Source organism: Rhodobium orientis (assembly GCF_003258835.1).
GTDB classification, from domain to species: Bacteria; Pseudomonadota; Alphaproteobacteria; order Rhizobiales; family Rhodobiaceae; genus Rhodobium; species Rhodobium orientis.
On record NZ_NPEV01000024.1, the window covers coordinates 13,752 to 30,648 of the forward strand.

General features: G+C 61.4%; 11 protein-coding genes and 2 pseudogenes. 3 read left to right on the top strand and 10 right to left on the bottom strand.

Annotated features, from left to right (window positions below; all coding sequences use genetic code 11):
* Positions 1-113: 113 nt before the first annotated feature.
* Genes CH339_RS12065 through CH339_RS12080 form a run of 4 tightly spaced genes read right to left on the bottom strand, consistent with a single transcriptional unit; the run spans position 114 to position 4,378 of the window.
* Positions 114-1,130 (bottom strand): glycosyltransferase family 4 protein, encoded by a 1,017-nt coding sequence (locus tag CH339_RS12065; protein ID WP_111434610.1) that lies wholly within the window; start codon positions 1,128-1,130, stop codon positions 114-116.
* A 24-nt stretch (positions 1,131-1,154) separates the two neighbouring features.
* Entirely contained in the window at positions 1,155-2,147 is a 993-nt protein-coding gene (locus tag CH339_RS12070) for a glycosyltransferase family 2 protein (RefSeq protein WP_111434611.1), read from the bottom strand.
* Between the two features lie 31 nt (positions 2,148-2,178).
* Positions 2,179-3,123 (bottom strand): glycosyltransferase family 2 protein, encoded by a 945-nt coding sequence (locus CH339_RS12075; protein WP_111434612.1) that lies wholly within the window; start codon positions 3,121-3,123, stop codon positions 2,179-2,181.
* A gap of 1 nt (position 3,124) precedes the next feature.
* Complete coding sequence (locus tag CH339_RS12080) at positions 3,125-4,378, bottom strand: oligosaccharide flippase family protein (RefSeq protein ID WP_207189630.1); 1,254 nt, start codon at positions 4,376-4,378, stop codon at positions 3,125-3,127.
* Positions 4,379-4,640: 262 nt separating this feature from the next.
* Between CH339_RS12080 and CH339_RS12085 the strand changes: the two genes are divergently transcribed.
* Positions 4,641-5,864, top strand: coding sequence for a polysaccharide biosynthesis/export family protein (locus CH339_RS12085; RefSeq protein WP_111434614.1), 1,224 nt, complete (start codon positions 4,641-4,643; stop codon positions 5,862-5,864).
* 186 nt (positions 5,865-6,050) lie between these two features.
* Here the strand turns inward: CH339_RS12085 and CH339_RS12090 are convergent, their stop codons facing one another.
* From CH339_RS12090 to CH339_RS12100, 3 genes are all read right to left on the bottom strand, one after another.
* Positions 6,051-8,600 (bottom strand): hybrid sensor histidine kinase/response regulator, encoded by a 2,550-nt coding sequence (locus CH339_RS12090; protein WP_170138506.1) that lies wholly within the window; start codon positions 8,598-8,600, stop codon positions 6,051-6,053.
* A gap of 85 nt (positions 8,601-8,685) precedes the next feature.
* The gene (locus CH339_RS12095) at positions 8,686-9,246 is read right to left on the bottom strand and encodes a putative pterin-binding protein (protein WP_201241068.1); all 561 of its coding nucleotides are present in this window, start codon (positions 9,244-9,246) and stop codon (positions 8,686-8,688) included.
* Positions 9,247-9,539: 293 nt separating this feature from the next.
* On the bottom strand, positions 9,540-9,899 hold the full coding sequence (locus CH339_RS12100) for a response regulator (protein ID WP_245408142.1): 360 nt from the start codon (positions 9,897-9,899) through the stop codon (positions 9,540-9,542).
* Positions 9,900-10,241: 342 nt separating this feature from the next.
* Here CH339_RS12100 and CH339_RS12105 point away from each other — a divergent pair, with 342 nt between their 5' ends.
* Positions 10,242-14,138 (top strand): CHASE domain-containing protein, encoded by a 3,897-nt coding sequence (locus tag CH339_RS12105; RefSeq protein WP_111434616.1) that lies wholly within the window; start codon positions 10,242-10,244, stop codon positions 14,136-14,138.
* A 175-nt stretch (positions 14,139-14,313) separates the two neighbouring features.
* Here the strand turns inward: CH339_RS12105 and CH339_RS25390 are convergent.
* Together CH339_RS25390 and CH339_RS12115 are read right to left on the bottom strand one after the other, a co-directional pair.
* Positions 14,314-14,412: pseudogene (locus tag CH339_RS25390) on the bottom strand (IS5/IS1182 family transposase); the annotation flags it as partial.
* A 450-nt stretch (positions 14,413-14,862) separates the two neighbouring features.
* A pseudogene (locus CH339_RS12115) lies at positions 14,863-15,164 on the bottom strand (integrase core domain-containing protein); the annotation flags it as partial.
* 570 nt (positions 15,165-15,734) lie between these two features.
* Here CH339_RS12115 and CH339_RS12120 point away from each other — a divergent pair.
* The gene (locus CH339_RS12120) at positions 15,735-16,721 is read left to right on the top strand and encodes a LysR family transcriptional regulator (protein ID WP_207189632.1); all 987 of its coding nucleotides are present in this window, start codon (positions 15,735-15,737) and stop codon (positions 16,719-16,721) included.
* Here the strand turns inward: CH339_RS12120 and CH339_RS12125 are convergent.
* On the bottom strand, positions 16,663-16,896 hold the full coding sequence (locus CH339_RS12125) for a DUF2274 domain-containing protein (protein WP_111434619.1): 234 nt from the start codon (positions 16,894-16,896) through the stop codon (positions 16,663-16,665). The two genes, CH339_RS12120 and CH339_RS12125, sit on opposite strands and share 59 nt — an antisense overlap.
* Position 16,897 lies beyond the last annotated feature (1 nt).

Here is a 16,897-nt window from a genome sequence, read left to right on the forward strand (position 1 = left end):
GCGTGTCTTGCACGACTCCATGCGCGATTGGCCGGCGTCTAGCATCACACCACACCGGGGCCGGCCTTCGCGGGTGGCCACCGTATTCTGAAAAGGAAAAGGCCGGCGAGGCGTTACGCGGCGCCGGCTTCTGCGTCCCTGTCGTTGAATACCTCGTCGACAAGGCCCGCCCATGCCTTGGCAAAGCGTCGGCCGGCGCCGGCGGCGTGGGCGCGCGTCCGGCCGCAGGGCCTGCGCTGCGCGTCCACGTCCAGCGCTTCAAGGGCTGCTGTCCACCCCGCGGCTGAGTTCTCGCCGATGTCGTGCGCGCCGGCGGCGATGTGGCCGATGAGGCCGTCGTGGCGCGGGCAAAGAACGGGACGGTCGACGGCCATCGCCTCGACGGCAACGAGGCCGTAGGGCTCCCAGCGCGACGGCAGCGCGATGGCATCGCACGCCGCCATGGCGGCAGGCACGTCGGCAGTGTATCCCTTGAAGATGATGGCGGGATGGCCTTTCGCCCGGTTTTGCAGGTCGTCGACGTCCGGCCCGTCGCCGTAAAGGTGAAGTGCAAGATCGGCGCGCCGGACCTGGCGAAAGGCATCGATGAGAATGTCGAACCCCTTTTGCAGGTCGAACCGTCCAATCGCACCGATGACGAATTCCGGCGCGTCGCGGTGTCCTTCATGGGCAAGGAACGGGTCGAGATCGACACAGGGCTCGATCACCAGGAGGCTGCCCGGCGGGCAGAGGCCGCGGCGGTTCAGCCAGGCGCCTTGCATCTCGCTGACGGCAACGACTTTGTCGAACAGGGCGTAGGCCGTCTGCAGCAGTGCCGTGAATCGGTCGCGGTTCTCCACATGGAGCGCCACGAAGCGCTCCGAATAGCTGTGCTCCATATGCACGATTGGCGTATTGGGGTAGGCGGCGCGCAGCGCCGTCAGCATCGGTAGATTGGCCCAGCTGATCGACAGGTGCGAGACGATCAGATCGGCGCCGAGCGTCGGGGCGGAGAGCTGGCCACGCCGCACCGGGACGATGCGATGATCGGCGATCTTCGCCAGTTCCGGCGAGGATTCCATGTATTCAAGCATCCGGTTGATACCGCCGAAAGACGCATCATCGATGAGGTGGGAAATAGCGCGGATCATGAGCTTTCTCCGTTGGCGTAGAAGTCAGGCCGCCTTTCTGGAAAGAAGCCTCGACTCGATGCGGCCGTAGATGTTCTGGCCGAGAAGGCTCAGCAATTCTGCCGCAGCTAAAGTAACCACCGTCTTAACCGGCTCCTCGACCAGCGGCCGCGGCGACGTCCCGAGTGACCGGCGCATGAGACCGGCGGCGCGCTTGCTGTCGCGCGAGGAGACAGCACGCCGGGCCAGGTAGCGAAGCTGATAGGCTTCGGCGGTGGCGCCGTGCTTGCGCACCAGCATCGGCGAAATGGCGGCGATTTTGTCCTTCATTCGGCACCAGGTGGCAAACTGCGCCTCTACATTGGCGGACAGTGCGCCGGTGTGGATGCGGTAGAGCGTCAGGTCGCCGGGAATGCCCTCGATCAGCCAGTCCGCCGACAGGATGAACCGCAGCCAGCCCTCGATGTCGTCGGACTGGCGGAAGGTCTCGTCGAACCACCAGTCGCGCTCAGTCTCGCCGACGGGGCGAAAGGCGATGGCGTCGAGCGCTTCGCGGCGCATTACCGGCGTGCTGCCGTTGCCGATCGGGTTGCGCTTGAAGACGTCGGCGGCGGTGATGTCGCGCAGCTTCGGCTGCTGGCTGATGCCGAGCGGACGGCCGTGCTGGTCGATCAACGCTGAGCCGGAGAAGCTGATACCGACCTCCGGACGGGCATCCATGTGGGCGATATGGAGCTCCAGCTTCTCCGGCAGCCACAGGTCGTCGGCATCGCAGAAGGCGACATAACGGCCGCGGGCGTGGTGGATGCCGGTGTTGTGGGCGCCGGCAAGGCCCCGGTTCTGCTGGCGGATGAGCCGGATGCGCTCGTCGCCGAAATCCCTGATGACGTCGACCGTAGCATCCTTGGAGCCGTCGTCGACGACGATCAACTCGAGGTCGGTGAAGGTCTGGTTGAGGATCGAACGCAAGGTTTCGGCGATGGTGGCCTGGCAGTTGTATGCCGGAACGACGACGGTGGCGACGGGGGTGCGGTTCATGATCGTTACTCCTATCAAGCGATGTCGGGCACTACTGGAAGATCGCCGGCCGCCAGGCCGACTGCGGAATGTCGGCCAGGGCACAGGCGGCGGCCAGAACGAGGGCGCCGTGCCGCGGCGTGTCGAAGAAGGAGGCGGGGCTCGCCAGGACGCCGCGAAGGGCGAACTTCATCGCCGTGAACCGAGGCGCATCGGAGCGCAGGGCCTGGCGCGCGAGGTAGCGGAAATGCCGCGCCTTGGCGGAGCGGATGTCGCGCTCGGTGACCTCAAGGCCCATCTTGCGGACCGTCTCGTAGCGCGCCATCCAGGCGGTCGCCATGGCCTCGATGTTGGAGGACAGGCTGCCCGGCGTGTTGCGGTAGTAGACGAGTGTCTGGTCGATGCCTTCGATAACGCCGGACATCGCGACGAAACGGACGAGCCATTCCAGATCCTCGCCATACACGATCCCGTCGTCGAAGCCGCCGGTCGCCAGGAAGGCCTTGCGCTCGACCACGAGGTTAGAGGTCGTGCAGAACGGGTTCTCGGCAAGGACGTGCTTCAGGAGCAGGGGCTCTTTGCGCACATGGCTGTGGGTGCTGGCGTCGGCCGGCGTGTCGGCGAAGAAGGCGACGCGCCCGTAGAACGCCTGCGCGGCCTCGTTTTCCCGAAGCCGGGCGGCCGTGACCTCAAGCTTGTCGCTGGCCCACAGGTCGTCGGCGTCGAGGAAGGCCAGATACGTGCCCCTGGCGAGCTCCATGGCACCAAAGTTGCGGGCAAGGCTCGGGCCGCCATTGGCGATCGTGCAGAAGCTGATGCGGGGATCGCAGGCGGCGAAGCCAGCGACGACGTCTGCCGTGTTGTCGGTCGAACCGTCGTCGACGACGATCGCCTCCCAGTCGCCAAACGTCTGGTCGAGGACAGACTTCAGGGTCTCGACGATCGTCTTCTCGGCGTTCCAGCAGGGGATGATTACGGAAAACAGCGGAGTGGCCATGTCAGCACCTCTGGTCGGAAAGGGTGGGAGAAAACCCCCGGGTTGCCCGAAGGGCAGCGAGGAGGGCGGGAAGGGATGCGACGGTCTGGGAGACGGTCATCGCAGCGAGCACGGTCCAGGCGACGGCGGTCAGGCCGAAGGGGGCGGCGACGGCGGTCGACACGAGGATGGTCGCGCCGATCGCCAGCGAATAGGAGAACTCGGTGCCGGCGCGGCCGCCGGTGCGCAGCCATTGGGCCGAAGCCGACCACAGCACGGTCGGGATGGCGGCAAGGCACAGGATCGCGACCAGCGAGGCCATGTTCGCCCAATCGGCGCCGAAGATGATCGGCACATAGACCGGAGCCAGCAGCGACTGGGCAATGGCGACCGGCACGATGATGCCGAGGGCGAGGGCCAGGGCATGGCCGATGGCACGGTCGCGGTTGTCGCTGCGGCTGATGAAGGGGAACAGGACCGTCGACAGCGCCGAGCTGAAGGAATTGGTGATCCCCAGGCCGGCATTGACGGCAAAGAAGTAGATGCCGAGGGCATCGGCCCCGAGCACGCCACCGACAATCAGCTTGTCGCCCTGCAGGCGCACCGCCTTCAGGAACTCGATGCCGATGACGGCGCTGCCGAAACGCACGAAGGGCGCCAGCGGGGCCGGGGCAACCGCAGCCGGGCGCCAGGGCCGCAGCCTACGCATGGCGACGAGCCAGATCGGTGCCGTCAGCAGGCGCGGCAGCACGATCGACAGCGGATGCGGCCAGACGATGACGAGGGCGACCGTCAGGAAGTTGGCGGCGACGACCTGGGTGCCGGAAATGGTCGCGGTCTGCTTCAGCTTGCCTTCGCGCATGGCCAGGGCGCACTGGGTGAGGCCACCCGGCATGAACAGGTACTCGCCGGCGATGACGGCGATCAGCGCGAAACCGAGCCAGTCGTCGGAGACGCCGCTGACCGCCGCCGCAAGGGCGAGCTGCAGGGCGAAGAGGCCGAGGCACCAGACCCAGAAGATGCGGTGGGCGGTGACGCAGGTGGCATCCAACTCGTACGACCGGGCGGCGATGATCCGCTGTCCGACACCGTTCTCGGTCAGGCTCTTGAGGATGTCGGAGGTGGCGATCGCCCCAGCGGCAAGGCCGATGCTGACCGGATCCATGTAGCGGGCGAGCACGATGACGACGCCGAGGCGCGACAGCTTGGAAGCGACCTCGGAGGCACCGTAGGCCATCAGCCCGGCCGTCAGCGACGAGGCCATGAGGCGTCCCACCAGTGCTTTGATCCCGCGTGCCATGATGTCTGCTTGCTCGTGTTCGGTCCGGCTAAGGACAGTTGTTGAACTGGCATCTGTTGTACCCGACGTGAGTTAACGGATGTTGGGGGCGCTGGTGTAGAAAAGAACTCTGATGCAGGGGGAACCTATCCTTTTGCATAGTATTTCTACTTCGAAGGAAAGACTTCCAAGCGATTCACTAAAAATAGAAGATTGGTTGGCACAATTATCTTCATCAGTGAGTAACGGGTACCAATCCATGCAGCGCTCGTCGGACAAAAAGCGCAGGTGGCCCTGGCTCGGCGCCGGTATCGCGCTCGCCGTTGCCGGATGCAGCCAGCCGTCCCATGTGGGAAACCTCGAACTGGTCTCGGAGGGCCTCAGCTACCAGGCGCAGTACCGGTCGGACCCGGACGCGAGCCGCTCGGCCGACACCGCCTCGACCCGCGTAAACGCGGAAAAATGCACCCTCGGCACCCCGTCGCCCGACGCCGCACTCCCGCGCTCCGTGGCGCGCGACGAGGAGCGCCTGTCTCCCGGCGACCTGGTGGAGGTGAACGTCGCCGAAGACGAGACCTTCACCGGCTCCTACGAGGTGTCCCAGGACGGCATGCTGAAGCTGCCCTATCTGCGGCCGGTGCCGGCTGTCGGGCGCAGCGTCTCAAATGTGGAGGAAAGCCTGGTGCGCGCGCTGATGGCGAGCGAGTTCTACCGCGAGCGGCCGCGGGTCTCCGTTCGGCTGGCGGATGTCGCCTCTGCACGTGTCCACGTGGCAGGCGCTGTTTTCGAGCCGATGGCCGTGGCCGTCGGCGGCGCCACGGGCGATGCCATCGACAAGGCACGCCAGTCGGCAATCGGCGCTGCTGCCGGCGGCCGCCGGCTTTCCGGTGCATTGCAGGCGGCCGGCGGTGTGCGGCCGGACGCGGACCTCTCAAGAATCGTCATTCGCCGCGGCAGCAAGACCATGTCCGTTGACCTCAGGAGCGCGATCAAGGGCTACGCTTTCTCCGATCCCCTGCTCCTGGAAGGGGACCAGATAGAGGTCTCCAGCCGCGGCTGCTTCCAGGAGGAGCTGATGGTGCCGTCATCCGTGACGGCGCCCGGCGTCAAGGTCTTCATGTCGAACCTGTCGCAACCGGCCAACGCCAATGCCCTGTCGGCGATTGGCAAGGAGGCACGGGAATTGCGCTATGGCACGCGCTTCATTCAGGCGCTCGTCGGCATGAACTGCGTCGGCGGCGCAAAATGGACCAATGCGCATCGCACAGCGGTTCTGTTCTCACGCAACCCGATCACCGGCAAGTCCATCGTGATCGAGCGCAGCATCGAGGATCTGCTGCGCCGGGCCGACCGCGACGAGTACGACCCCTACCTCATGCCGGGCGACGCGCTGGCCTGCTACGACAGCACCGCGACCAACGTCATCGAACTGGCCAGGGGCTTTGGAACGGTCTCCACCTCCGCGGCGCTGCTGCTGAAATAAAGCGCCTGCCCAACGGGTCGGCAGGCTGTCCGGGCGAAAAGTGGCGCCAAGGCGACGACCCAAAGCACGTCGCGTGTTCCGGAAAAGTAACGTTTTCGCTGGGACATTGGCGGCCGCCGCCGCAACGCCTGGGGCCCGCGCCAAATCGGGGCAGGGGCCGGGCGCGGGATTCGGTCGCCGGGCCGCTCAGGCGGCGGCGCGATAGGGCTCCAGCGCCGCCATCGTCTGGCGCCCCAGCACATCGGCCGCCTCAATGAGGGCCGGCAAAGGCTCATCGTCCCGCTGGAAGCAGGCGTCCTCGATTTCCAGCAGCACCTGGCGGAGCCGGGTGGCGCCGAAGAGCGCCGCGGAGCCGGCGAGCCGATGGGCGAACTGGCACGTCTCCTTCAGGGTCTCGTCGTGCCGCGCCGCCTCGAAGCTCTCCTTGATCGCGACAAGTTCGGCGCAGAACTTGTCCAGATGCTGGACGAGCTTTTCCGGCGGCAGCAGCGCCTTCAGGTCGCCCACGATGTCCTCGTCGATCAAGGCCGTCCCGCGATCCGACGTCGCCTCTGTCGCGGGCTCGGCCTCCGCCGGCTTTTCCGCTGCCGGAGGCGGGCTCGCGGCCGGCCGCTCCCGCAGCAGTGGGGCGAGCACGGCGTTGAGTTGGCGCAGGCGCAGGGGCTTGATGAGGGCGTCCTGCATGCCGGCCAGGCGCAGTTTGTCCTGTTCCTCGGGAAACACATGGGCCGTGAGGCCGATGATCGGCGTGTCCCGGCACGGCCCGTCGCTGGAGCGGATCCGGCGCGTTGCCTCCAGGCCGTCCAGCAGCGGCATGCTAATATCCATCAGGATGATGTCGAAGGCCTCTTTATTCGCCAGGTCGACGCCGACCTCGCCGTTCTCCGCCTCCTTCACACGGCAGCCGGCCCTGGCCAGCATTTCCCCGGCGACGAAGCGGTTGGTCGCATTGTCTTCCACCACGAGGACCTTGAGGCCGGCCTTGCCCTCCAGGGCCTCGTCTGCCGCCGCCTCGCTCGGCACCGGCGCCGGGTGCTCGCCGCGCGCCAAGGGCAATGGCAGGCGGACCCAGAAACGGCTGCCGTGGCCGGGCGTGCTTTCCACGCCGATCTCGCCATCCATCGCCCGCGCCATGCGCCGGCAGATAGCCAGGCCGAGGCCGGTGCCGCGCGTGGTGCGCCGGAAGGAGGGATCAAGCGTGACGAAATCCTCGAAAACGCGGTCGATGTCGGCTGCGGCAATGCCGGCGCCCGTGTCCGAAACCGCCAGCTCGACGATCGCCTGCCCGTCATGGCGGAACAGCTCGTTGGCTTCCATCGTGATCATGCCGTCTCGGGTGAACTTCACGGCATTGGAGACGAGGTTAAGGAGGATTTGCCGGATCCGGCGGCGGTCGGCCGAGACGGTCAGGGAATCGAATCCAAGGGAGACGACGAGCTGGTTGCCGCGCGCCTCGGTCGCGACCGAATGCAAATCGACGATCTCGTAAAGGAGGCTACCGATTTCGAAACGGACTGGATGCGGCTCGAAACCGCCCGCTTCCAGGCTGGAAAGGTCCAGGACATCGTCGATCTGGTCGCGCAGGAGTTCGCCGGATGCGATCGCCGTCTCCACATACTGACGCTGTTTCTGGGACAGCCGCGTGCCGCGCATGAGATCGAGTACCCCGAGCACCCCGTTGAGGGGCGTGCGCATCTCGTGGCTCATGACGGCGAGGAATTGCGACTTGGCCTCGGCGGCCGACAGTGCCCGGTCGCGCGCCTCTGTCAGCTCCTGCTGCGTCCGGCGCCGGTCGGAGATATCGCGCAGATATGCGATGAAGGTCGGATTCTCGCTTTCGCTGGCAACCCCAAGAGAAAGCTCAACGGGGAAATCCTCGCCGTTCGCGCGCATCGCCTCAAGCTCGACGCGCCCCTGTCCGAGAACCTTTTTCTCGCCTGTCTTCAGGAATCTCTTCATGCCGGTGACATGGGCCGTGCGCAGGTGTTCCGGCACGATCAATCGGGAGATGTTCCGACCCATCGCGGCATTGCGCGAATAGCCGAAGGTCCGCTCGGCTGCCGGATTGAAGTCGAGGATCGTGCCTTCAGCGTCGGCGACGATGATGGCATCAAGCGAGACATCGATGGTGTTGGCGTAGCGCTGGCTGCTGCGCGAAAGCTCGCCCGATCGCGACATTGATACGCGATACTGGCGCCACAGGACGAGCAGCGTGCCCGCAAGCACGACGATGAGAAGCCCCGCCACGACTGCTGTCTGAATGAGCAGCAGGGTGAACATCTGTCGCCGATTGTCCGAGGTGCGTGCGAAAAGATCGACGCTTTCCAGCGACAGTCCGCGCACGAGGGGGCGCAGGCCCGTCACCTCCGCCAGCAGTTCCGCACGGTTCTCGCGCAGAGCCGGGTCGGGCCCATCGATGAGGGGAACAAGCCTGTCCAGCGTTCCCCGGATCGCGCCAAGAAGGCTGCTTGCGTGCTCGCTGGCACGCAGCTCCGCAAACATGGAACTGGACTCGATCGTCACCACGCGACTGTAGAAGATGTCGAAGCGCTTGCGGATGTCGTCGAGGCCGACCGGCTTCCCGCCGCCGTCGATGGCATGCAGCAAGGTCAGCAGTTCGACCTCAAGCTGGGCGGCGGTCCATTGTACGTTATCGCGGGGTGCGTTGCGCAGCTCCTTCAGTTCCTGCGAGATCTGCAAGCCCAGGAAAACGAGAAGCGCAGCGACCGCGCTCAAGCCGGTCGCTGCAAGTCCTTTTCGGAGTCTTCCGCTGCGTTTTGCAGTTCTGCTCACGCTTTTCGGCATGGGGTCATCACGAAATTCAGTCGATCACTTCAAGTCGATCAAGTTGCCATATGCTTCGTGAATATATCGTTTCGGATTGAAAGCGCGAATGCTGATCGAACGGATAGACGATCCACAGGGGACCCTTTCCGCGGCGGGACATCGACTTTCCGTTCATTGCATAGGCAACGATCGGGCCGGGAGAAACCGCATCGGAGACGGGTATCCGAACCGCGTAGTCGTTGATCGCGGTCGCCCGCAATGTACGCCCGTGGGCACCGAGCGTGGCGAGAAGATCCTTGAGGGGAACGCCGGTAAAGCTGTTCTCTCCGTCCGTCCAGACCGTGCTGGTATTGAACGTTGCGGCCGGCATGCCCTTCAGCATATCGAGGTCGAAATGCGCTTCGTCGCCGGCATTGGTTGCCGAGATCTTGCCGGAGACCTGCAAGATGACGGTGCCCGTCGGCTTCGCCTCAAGCGCGGTCGCCACGGCCGGACCGGAGGCGAAGCCGGCGGACAAAACACCAGAAAGTCCGCTAAGGACCGCGAGAACGGCCAGGGACCTTTTCAGCGAAGTCATCACCGTGTGGAGCGACATGTCCGTTTCCTCTGTGATCGTTGTTCCGTGGCGTCTTATTTATACGACGCGATCTTCGACCGCCACGAAGCATAAGGACAGAGAAGCTATACGGAAGGATAGTCCGGAACGGAGACTGTTGTTTGCCTTTAAGAAATTACGGCAAGGAATACGTGTTGCGGAGTATATCTGTTCGTGCGCGCAGCGAAACGGTGGTCTTCGCAGAAGGCCCCAAAGACTTCTCGTGTTGCGATGGTGGCCTGTCGGCGAATCCGGGGCGATCGGCAGCCGGGAGGAAACCCTCCCGGCAGGCATCAGCTAGCCCGCTTCTGGATGTGCTGCGTCACGAGATCCGCCAGGGCCTCCGGGTCGAAGGGCTTGGCGATAACGTCCGCAGCGCCGAGCTGCATGAACCGCTCGACCTCGTAATGCTGCGTCCGGGCGGTGATGAAGATCACGGGAATGTCTTTCGTCTCTTCAATTTCCTGCAAGGCGGCCAAGGTCTGCGGGCCGTCCATCTCAGGCATCATGACGTCGAGCAGAATTAGATCGGGCTGCCATTCTCGAGCGACCTTGAGCGCATCTTGCCCACATTCACACGACTGCACTTCCAGGTCTTCGTCGAGTTCAAGCGACATGACGGTGATCTCTCGAATATCGGGATCATCGTCCACGTAAAGTACCCGGGATTTGCTCACACTGTCCCCCCTGTCATTGCACACTGGTTTTTCTTACGTCGATGCGCGGTCACCGCGCGATCCTTTAGCAGATCCAAACCTCAACTAGATTGGTGCAAAGGTCAAAACACAAAAATAGTTCGGCGAAATGTCTCCAATAATGCTTAGTAAAATGTGAACAAACGCGTTCCGGAAGACGCTTGTCTCGTTTAGTCTATTTTTAAGAACAGTCAGAATAGGGTTTCCTACTTTTCAATTTCGTTGCAGGAGGTAATACAACGATGTATTGGGTTCGCGCGCCCTTTGCCGTCACAGCGGCCGAGCAATGTGTAGCGTGACATGACCGCTGCAAGGCCGAGTGCACCAAAAGTGCCGGCTAACGGCGCTCCGGAACGATCCCGGGGGCGAGGCATAGGTCATACTGCGCTGCCGACGCGTGTCGTCGACTTGTGGCGCGTTGTCGTCGTCGCCGGTCTTTACGCATTCTTTGGCTGGCTTGGCCTGCGCCTGGCGGTGCCTCCCGGCTACGCGACCTTGATTTGGCCGGCGTCCGGCATCGCCGTCTCCGCGCTTCTACTTTTTGGTCAGCGTTTGTGGCCCGGCGTTTTCGTCGGCTCCTTCGCGGTCAACGCCGTCGTTGGCGAGGCTCTCGGTGTCGACGGTCCCAACTGGACGGCGTTTGCGGTAGCCGTTTCGATTGCGGCGGGATCCACCCTGCAGTCGATCTTGGCCGTCCATCTCGTTCGTCGACGTTTCGGCCTGCCGCTTGTAATCGACACAATGCGCGCTATCGTCCTGTTTCTTCTGCTGGCAGCGTTGTTACCCTGCCTCATCGGCGCCAGTGTAGGCGTGGCAAGCCTCCTTGGCGCGGGCGTTACGCCGCTTTCGACTGCTGCCAACAACTGGATCACTTGGTGGATCGGTGATGTAGCCGGCATTCTGATCGTTTTGCCGCTGACATTGATCAGTCCATGGCGACCTTGGAGTGCCCGCTTTCGCGGAAAACCACTGGCCCGTGTCAGCCGTATGGGGCTTCTGGCGTTGCTCGTCCCCTTGGGATTGACGTTCTACGGGTGGAAGTTTACCAGCGAAGCTTCTTTCGAAAAGGGTCTTTCCTCCTTTGAGGTGCTGGCACGCGACAACGAACGCGCGCTTTTGAATCGGCTGGATGCCTACAACCAGTCGCTTGACGCGGGCGCAGGGGCCTTCAATGGCTCTTTCCAAGTGTCGGCCGCGGAATGGAGGGTGTTCGTCGACGAGTTCGACATCGACCGCAATCTACCGGGAATCAACGGCATCGGCTTCATCCAGCCGGTAAAGCCGGACGACCTCCAGTCATTACTGAAAGAGGTCGCTCGCAACGGCGTTTCGGATTTCACCGTCAAGCCGCGAAGGGTCACGGACCGGGACATGTTCGTGATCACATATATTGAGCCGCTCAAGGCGAACGAGGCGGCGCTCGGGCTCGATATTGCCTTTGAGGGAAACCGCCGCGCTGCCGCGATCCATGCGCGGGACACCGGCCGGCCGACGATCACGCACCGGATCTTCCTCGTACAAGACAAGACGAAAAGCGCTGGCTTCTTGCTGCTGAGACCGCTCTACGAACCATTCGCCGCCGTCGGCACGGTGGAGGAGCGCCGTGCGGCATTTCGCGGCTGGGTCTACGCCCCCTTCGTTGCCAACAACTTCATGCGCGAGCTGACGGCGAGCCAGGGCAAGAGGATCAATATCAGTGTCTATGACGGCCCCAAGGCCGACGCCGATATGCTGATCTACACGAGTTCCGACGACACATCGCATCAGCCGGCCTATCGCATCAGTAAGGTGCTGTCCGTAAGGGAACAACAATGGACCGTGGTGTGGGAGAGCACGCCGGCCTTTGCGGCCTCCATCTCCTCCAAGGAGTCGGCGATCGTGCTGGCGGCAGGGTTGTCGCTGACTCTTCTGTTCGGCGTTCTCTTGATGTCCCACGCGCGCCGCGAGGACGAGATCCAGCAGACGGTTGAGCGCAAGACGCGCGAAATTGCCGCGCGCGAGCGGCAGAACCGCTCGATCGTCGACACCGCGCTCGCCGGCGTCGTGGTGCTCGACGAAAACGGCACCATCCGCTCGGCCAACCCGGCAACGGAATTGATCTTCGGTTATGACGCGACCGAGCTCGCCGGCCGGCCGATTGCGACACTGATGCCTGGTTTCCAAGATGGAGCGGACATTCCAGAGGACGCGAAAAACGCGGCAGCCGAGTTGATGGAAACCAGGACCAGGAGCGGCGACGAACTCTTTTTAACGGTGCAGAGAAACGAATGGCGCACCGAGGCCGGAAATCTGCGCTATACGCTGATTATCAGCGACGTCACGCTGCAGCACCGCATTACCAAGGAACTGGAGGTCAGCGAACAACGCCTGAAGCAGGCGCTGGAAGGCGCGCGTATCGGCGTCTTCGACATCGATCTGACGACCGGTCGTTCGTTTGTTTCCGTCACCTGGAAACAGATGCTGGGGTTTTCCGAGGACGACGAGATCGAGCCGCAGCAGCAATGGGAATCCCGCCTTCATCCTGATGATCGGGCCCGGGTCAAGCAGGCTGACCAGGACTGCATCGACGGCAGAAGCGAAAGTTCGTGGTCGGAATACCGGCTTCGCCACGCGGACGGACACTGGATCTGGCTGCGCTCCGAAGCCATCGTCATCGAACGCGACCCAACCGGCCGGGCAATGCGCATGATCGGTACCCAGACCGATGTCTCAGCACTGAAGACGGCGGAGCTGGCGCTACGCGATAGCGAGGAACGTTTCCGCCTGGCACTTGAGAATGCGCCCGTCGGCATGGCGCTGATCAGCGACAAGGGAAAATGGCTGCAGGTCAACGAGGCGCTCTGTTCGCTCTTGGGGTATGAGCCAGCGGAGTTCGAGCGTCTGGATTTCGCAACGGTGACACATCCGGAAGAACTGTCGGCGAACGGCGATTTGTCTGAGTTCCTGGAGCGCGCGGCCGCCGAAAAACAGGTAGAACGTCGCTTCGTCGCCAAGAACGGCAGGCCGATATGGTGCCTGTTCGGCCTGTCCCGGGTTGAGGACCAGCAGGCCAAGCACGGCTACTTCGTCGCTCAGTTCCAGGATATCGACGCGCGCAAGGAGGCCGAACGGGCCAAGAGGGAGTTCATCGCCACCGTCAGCCACGAACTGAGGACACCTCTGACATCCATTCGGGGGTCGTTGGGGCTGGTGCTCGGTCCTGCAGGTAAGGATCTGACGCCGAAGATCGCACACCTTCTCACGATCGCTTTGAAGAACTGCGAACGGTTGATCGAACTCGTCAACGACATTCTCGACATCGAGAAGATCGCTTCCGGCGAGATGAAGTTCGATCGCCGTATCGAAAACCTGAACGAACTGGTACGTCAGGCGGTAGAGACAAACCAGCCTTATTTCGAAAAGTTCGGTGTGACAACTGTTGTCGAGGCGGATGGCACCTATGCTGTCGACGTCGATGCAAGACGATTGCAGCAGGTGTTCTCTAACCTTTTGTCCAACGCCGCTAAATTCTCGCCTTCCGGCGGAACCGTGGACATTTTCATCGTCAGGCGGGGTGGCGCGGTCGAGGTATCTGTTGCCGATGAGGGGGCCGGCATCCCGCCGGAGTTCCAGGACAAAATCTTCAACCGCTTCAGCCAGGCAAATTCCTCCGCCACACGGAATAAGGGCGGCACCGGCCTTGGCCTGCACATCTCGCAGCAGATCGTCGAGCATCTGGACGGCAAGATCTCGTATCGTAACATACCGGGATCCGGCGCCGAGTTTACCGTCGCATTGCCACTTTGCGAGAACGGGTCGGACAGCAACGAGCCCGAGGACCAGAAGCAAAGCGTTGCGCAGAAGGACACTGCGGACCTACCCAGAGTATTACATGTGGAGGGCGATGCGGACTTCTTCGCCATGATGTCGTCCCTCCTCAGGGGGCGCGTCAAGCTGATGCGCGCGCCCACGCTCGCCGCTGCCCGTAAGCAGCTTTCCGAGCAGTCTTTCGATCTCCTCATCTTGGATGAAACCTTGCCGGATGGCCCGGGCCAAGAGTTGTTGGACGATGCTTTGAGCCAGCGGGCGGATTTGCGAGTGATGATGCTCGTCAACCAGGACCAGTTACAGGTCGACGTGCGCGCCCAGAACGTCGTTAAATCCCGGCTGAAAGAGGAAGAACTTGCACGAATGATTTGTGACGTGGCAGCTAGGTGATCGGCCATTTATGGGGGCATTCTCGAATGTAAGAATCCTCACTTTTGCGCCAGCGGCCTGATAGCGGCAGCGAATGATGGTGCTGTCGATCGTCTGAGCTTGATATGGCATTGATCCACTCTCTCCAGAGGCGCCAGGATCAACTCTTAGAACCTGCCATCATTCGGCGTCGGAACTAGCGATAAACCGAGGACCATTTGCCGAATTCCTCGGGCGGGTCACGCCGTTGGGCGCTGGAGCGCGCAATCCAGAAGATCCCGTCCAGCACTCTCTTGTGATCCTCGGTAAAAGACCACCGCGACCGCGGATGGCGACAAGGACAGGTTTAAAAAACGCTCATTCCGTATCTACCATTAGCAAACGTGCCAAGATGGCCTCCGCAAAAGGAAGCTTAAATCACATCACAATTTGGAACTCCAGCTTTTAAATAGTTCCAAGAACTTCCACTAATATGTATTCGATTACAGAATAATAGTACTATGGAATGATAAAGAATATATAAAAAAATTTTTAAAGCATATGATGTCTTCAGGGTATAGTTCTAATATTCTGTATATAGTGCAATGTTCACGTTTTATTCGCTATATGCTCTTCCTTTATTCGAAGTTATATCGGTTTAACTTATATAAATTATCAACTAAAATTTCTGTTAGAATTGCACTGCAGTTCAATTTTGGCACGCAGTAATTATGATCAGCCCCACCGGAGTGGTCCATGTTGATTATTAGTGCATGACCGACCTTCGTCCATCAGGACGATGGTTCCCGGTGCCGGTGGGCGGTAGCCCAAAACTCTAAGCGGTCGTTTCGTCTTGAAATGCTTCCTCCATTGTTCGATCAGGATCTGCGCTTCGCTCAGGCTGTAGAAGATCTCGCTGTCAAGCAGCTCATCGCGGAACTGGGCATTGAAGCTTTCGCAATAGCCGTTCTTCCCAGGTGAGGCTGGCTCGATGTAAGCCGTCGTGGCGCCGACTGCCTTGATCCATGTCCGCACAGCATGAGCAACGAACTCCGGGCTAATATCGGAATGGACGAAGCTATCGCATTCGGTGGGGACGAATTGGTCATGGAGATTGCCGATGCGCGCGACCAAGGAATCGATCGTTCGAACCAATCCGGTCTACAACATCAGGAACCTCGTGACCGGCAACTGGCCTTAAGCCGGGACTTTTGAGTCATATGGTGACGTCGTCAACAGTTGCTGCCATGCCTGGAACACACTTATCCATCACAATAGAAAGATTATTTCCATCGGATTGGGCGAGTGGGTCCTTGGGTTTTGACAAATACGAACGTGCGATGTCCGGGTGTAGCTGCACAATTGAACATCTTGTCCGGTTATCGTGACTCGGATGCAGGCCATCCGTCTCATGTCGCGCAATCCCCCTCCTTTTTCACGAACCAATCGGCAAAGTGAAAGAGTTCAAAAGTCCGTGGGTGGTCCGGTCAAAAACGGAAGGTTCGAGGTTCAGAGGTAATTCGGCCTCGGGATTGAAGGCGACATGAGAAAGACTGAGCCGTTTCTCGCTTTCAATCTCGCGGCACAAAAGGACGGATGGCGTCATGGAATTGTGTGCAATGCTGTTGAGTAGCGATTATGCCCCAGCTTTCAGAAATCCGTTACTTCGTAGCTGCGGCTGAGAATGGCAGCCTGCGCCAGGCAGCTGAAGTGATCGGGGTCGGGCAATCCACTGTCAGCCGCAGAATTATGCGCTTGGAGGACAAGCTCGGCGTTTCTCTGCTTGAGCGGAGCAATACGGGCGTCCGGCTCACCAATGCCGGCCAAAGTTACTTGCAAGATGTGCAACTCGCGCTTCAATATTTGGAGCAGGCGCGGCGTGCGGCTCATGCCGCAGGTCGCGCCGAAGTCGGGAACGTTAGAATCGGTGTTCTGACTTCGCTCGCCGGCGGTTGCCTCAGGAAACTGATAATCGCTTATCAGCGGGAGTATCCGAACGTTCAAATCGATATTCATGATGGTGGTCGGGACGAAAATATCGCGGCTCTGCGAGGGCGTGAGCTTGATATCGTTTTCGTTCCAGGTGATTGCGAACCGCGCAACTTCGAGTGTGTCGAACTTTGGCGTGAGCCTCTCCATATTGCCTTGCCGAAAGGACACAGGCTGGCCGAGCGCTGGACGCTAGAATGGTCAGACGTCAGCGGTGAAAAGTTCATAACCAGCAGGAAGGCGCCCGGTCCAGAATTTCATGATTGCCTGGTGCGGCGTCTTGCGGGTCTTTCCATTCATGTCAACATTGAGACTCGTGGCGTTGGTTTTGAGACCCTGATGAACCTCGTTGGTCTCGGTCAGGGCCTGGCGTTGACGACAGCTGCATGGTCGAACGTCAATCTTCCAGAGGTCGTCTTGCGACCTTTGGCAGGCAAGGGCAACATCCTTTCGTTCAATGCGATCTGGCTTGGGGAGAACGACAATCCCGCCCTTCGATGCTTGGTCAGCACGGCTCATGTACTTGTCGGACGAGTGCGGCGCGGCAACTCCGACTGGTTGCCGCCGCAGTTCGATGTCAGGGCGTCCGCGGATGAGATTTGCGCAGGCGTGCAAAGGCACGATCGGTCGCCATGAAGCGTTGCAGCATCGGCGCTATTAGCCGGGCTGGGTCGGGTGCTGGCTTGCCAGACCCTTGGGTCATGACTTCAGCATAGGCAACGAGGTCGCGATGAACCTCCGCGGGCAGTTCGGCGGTGATTTTGACCGGTTTGTCATCGGGAATAGCGGAGAGCTTCAGCTTGGTTGTCATG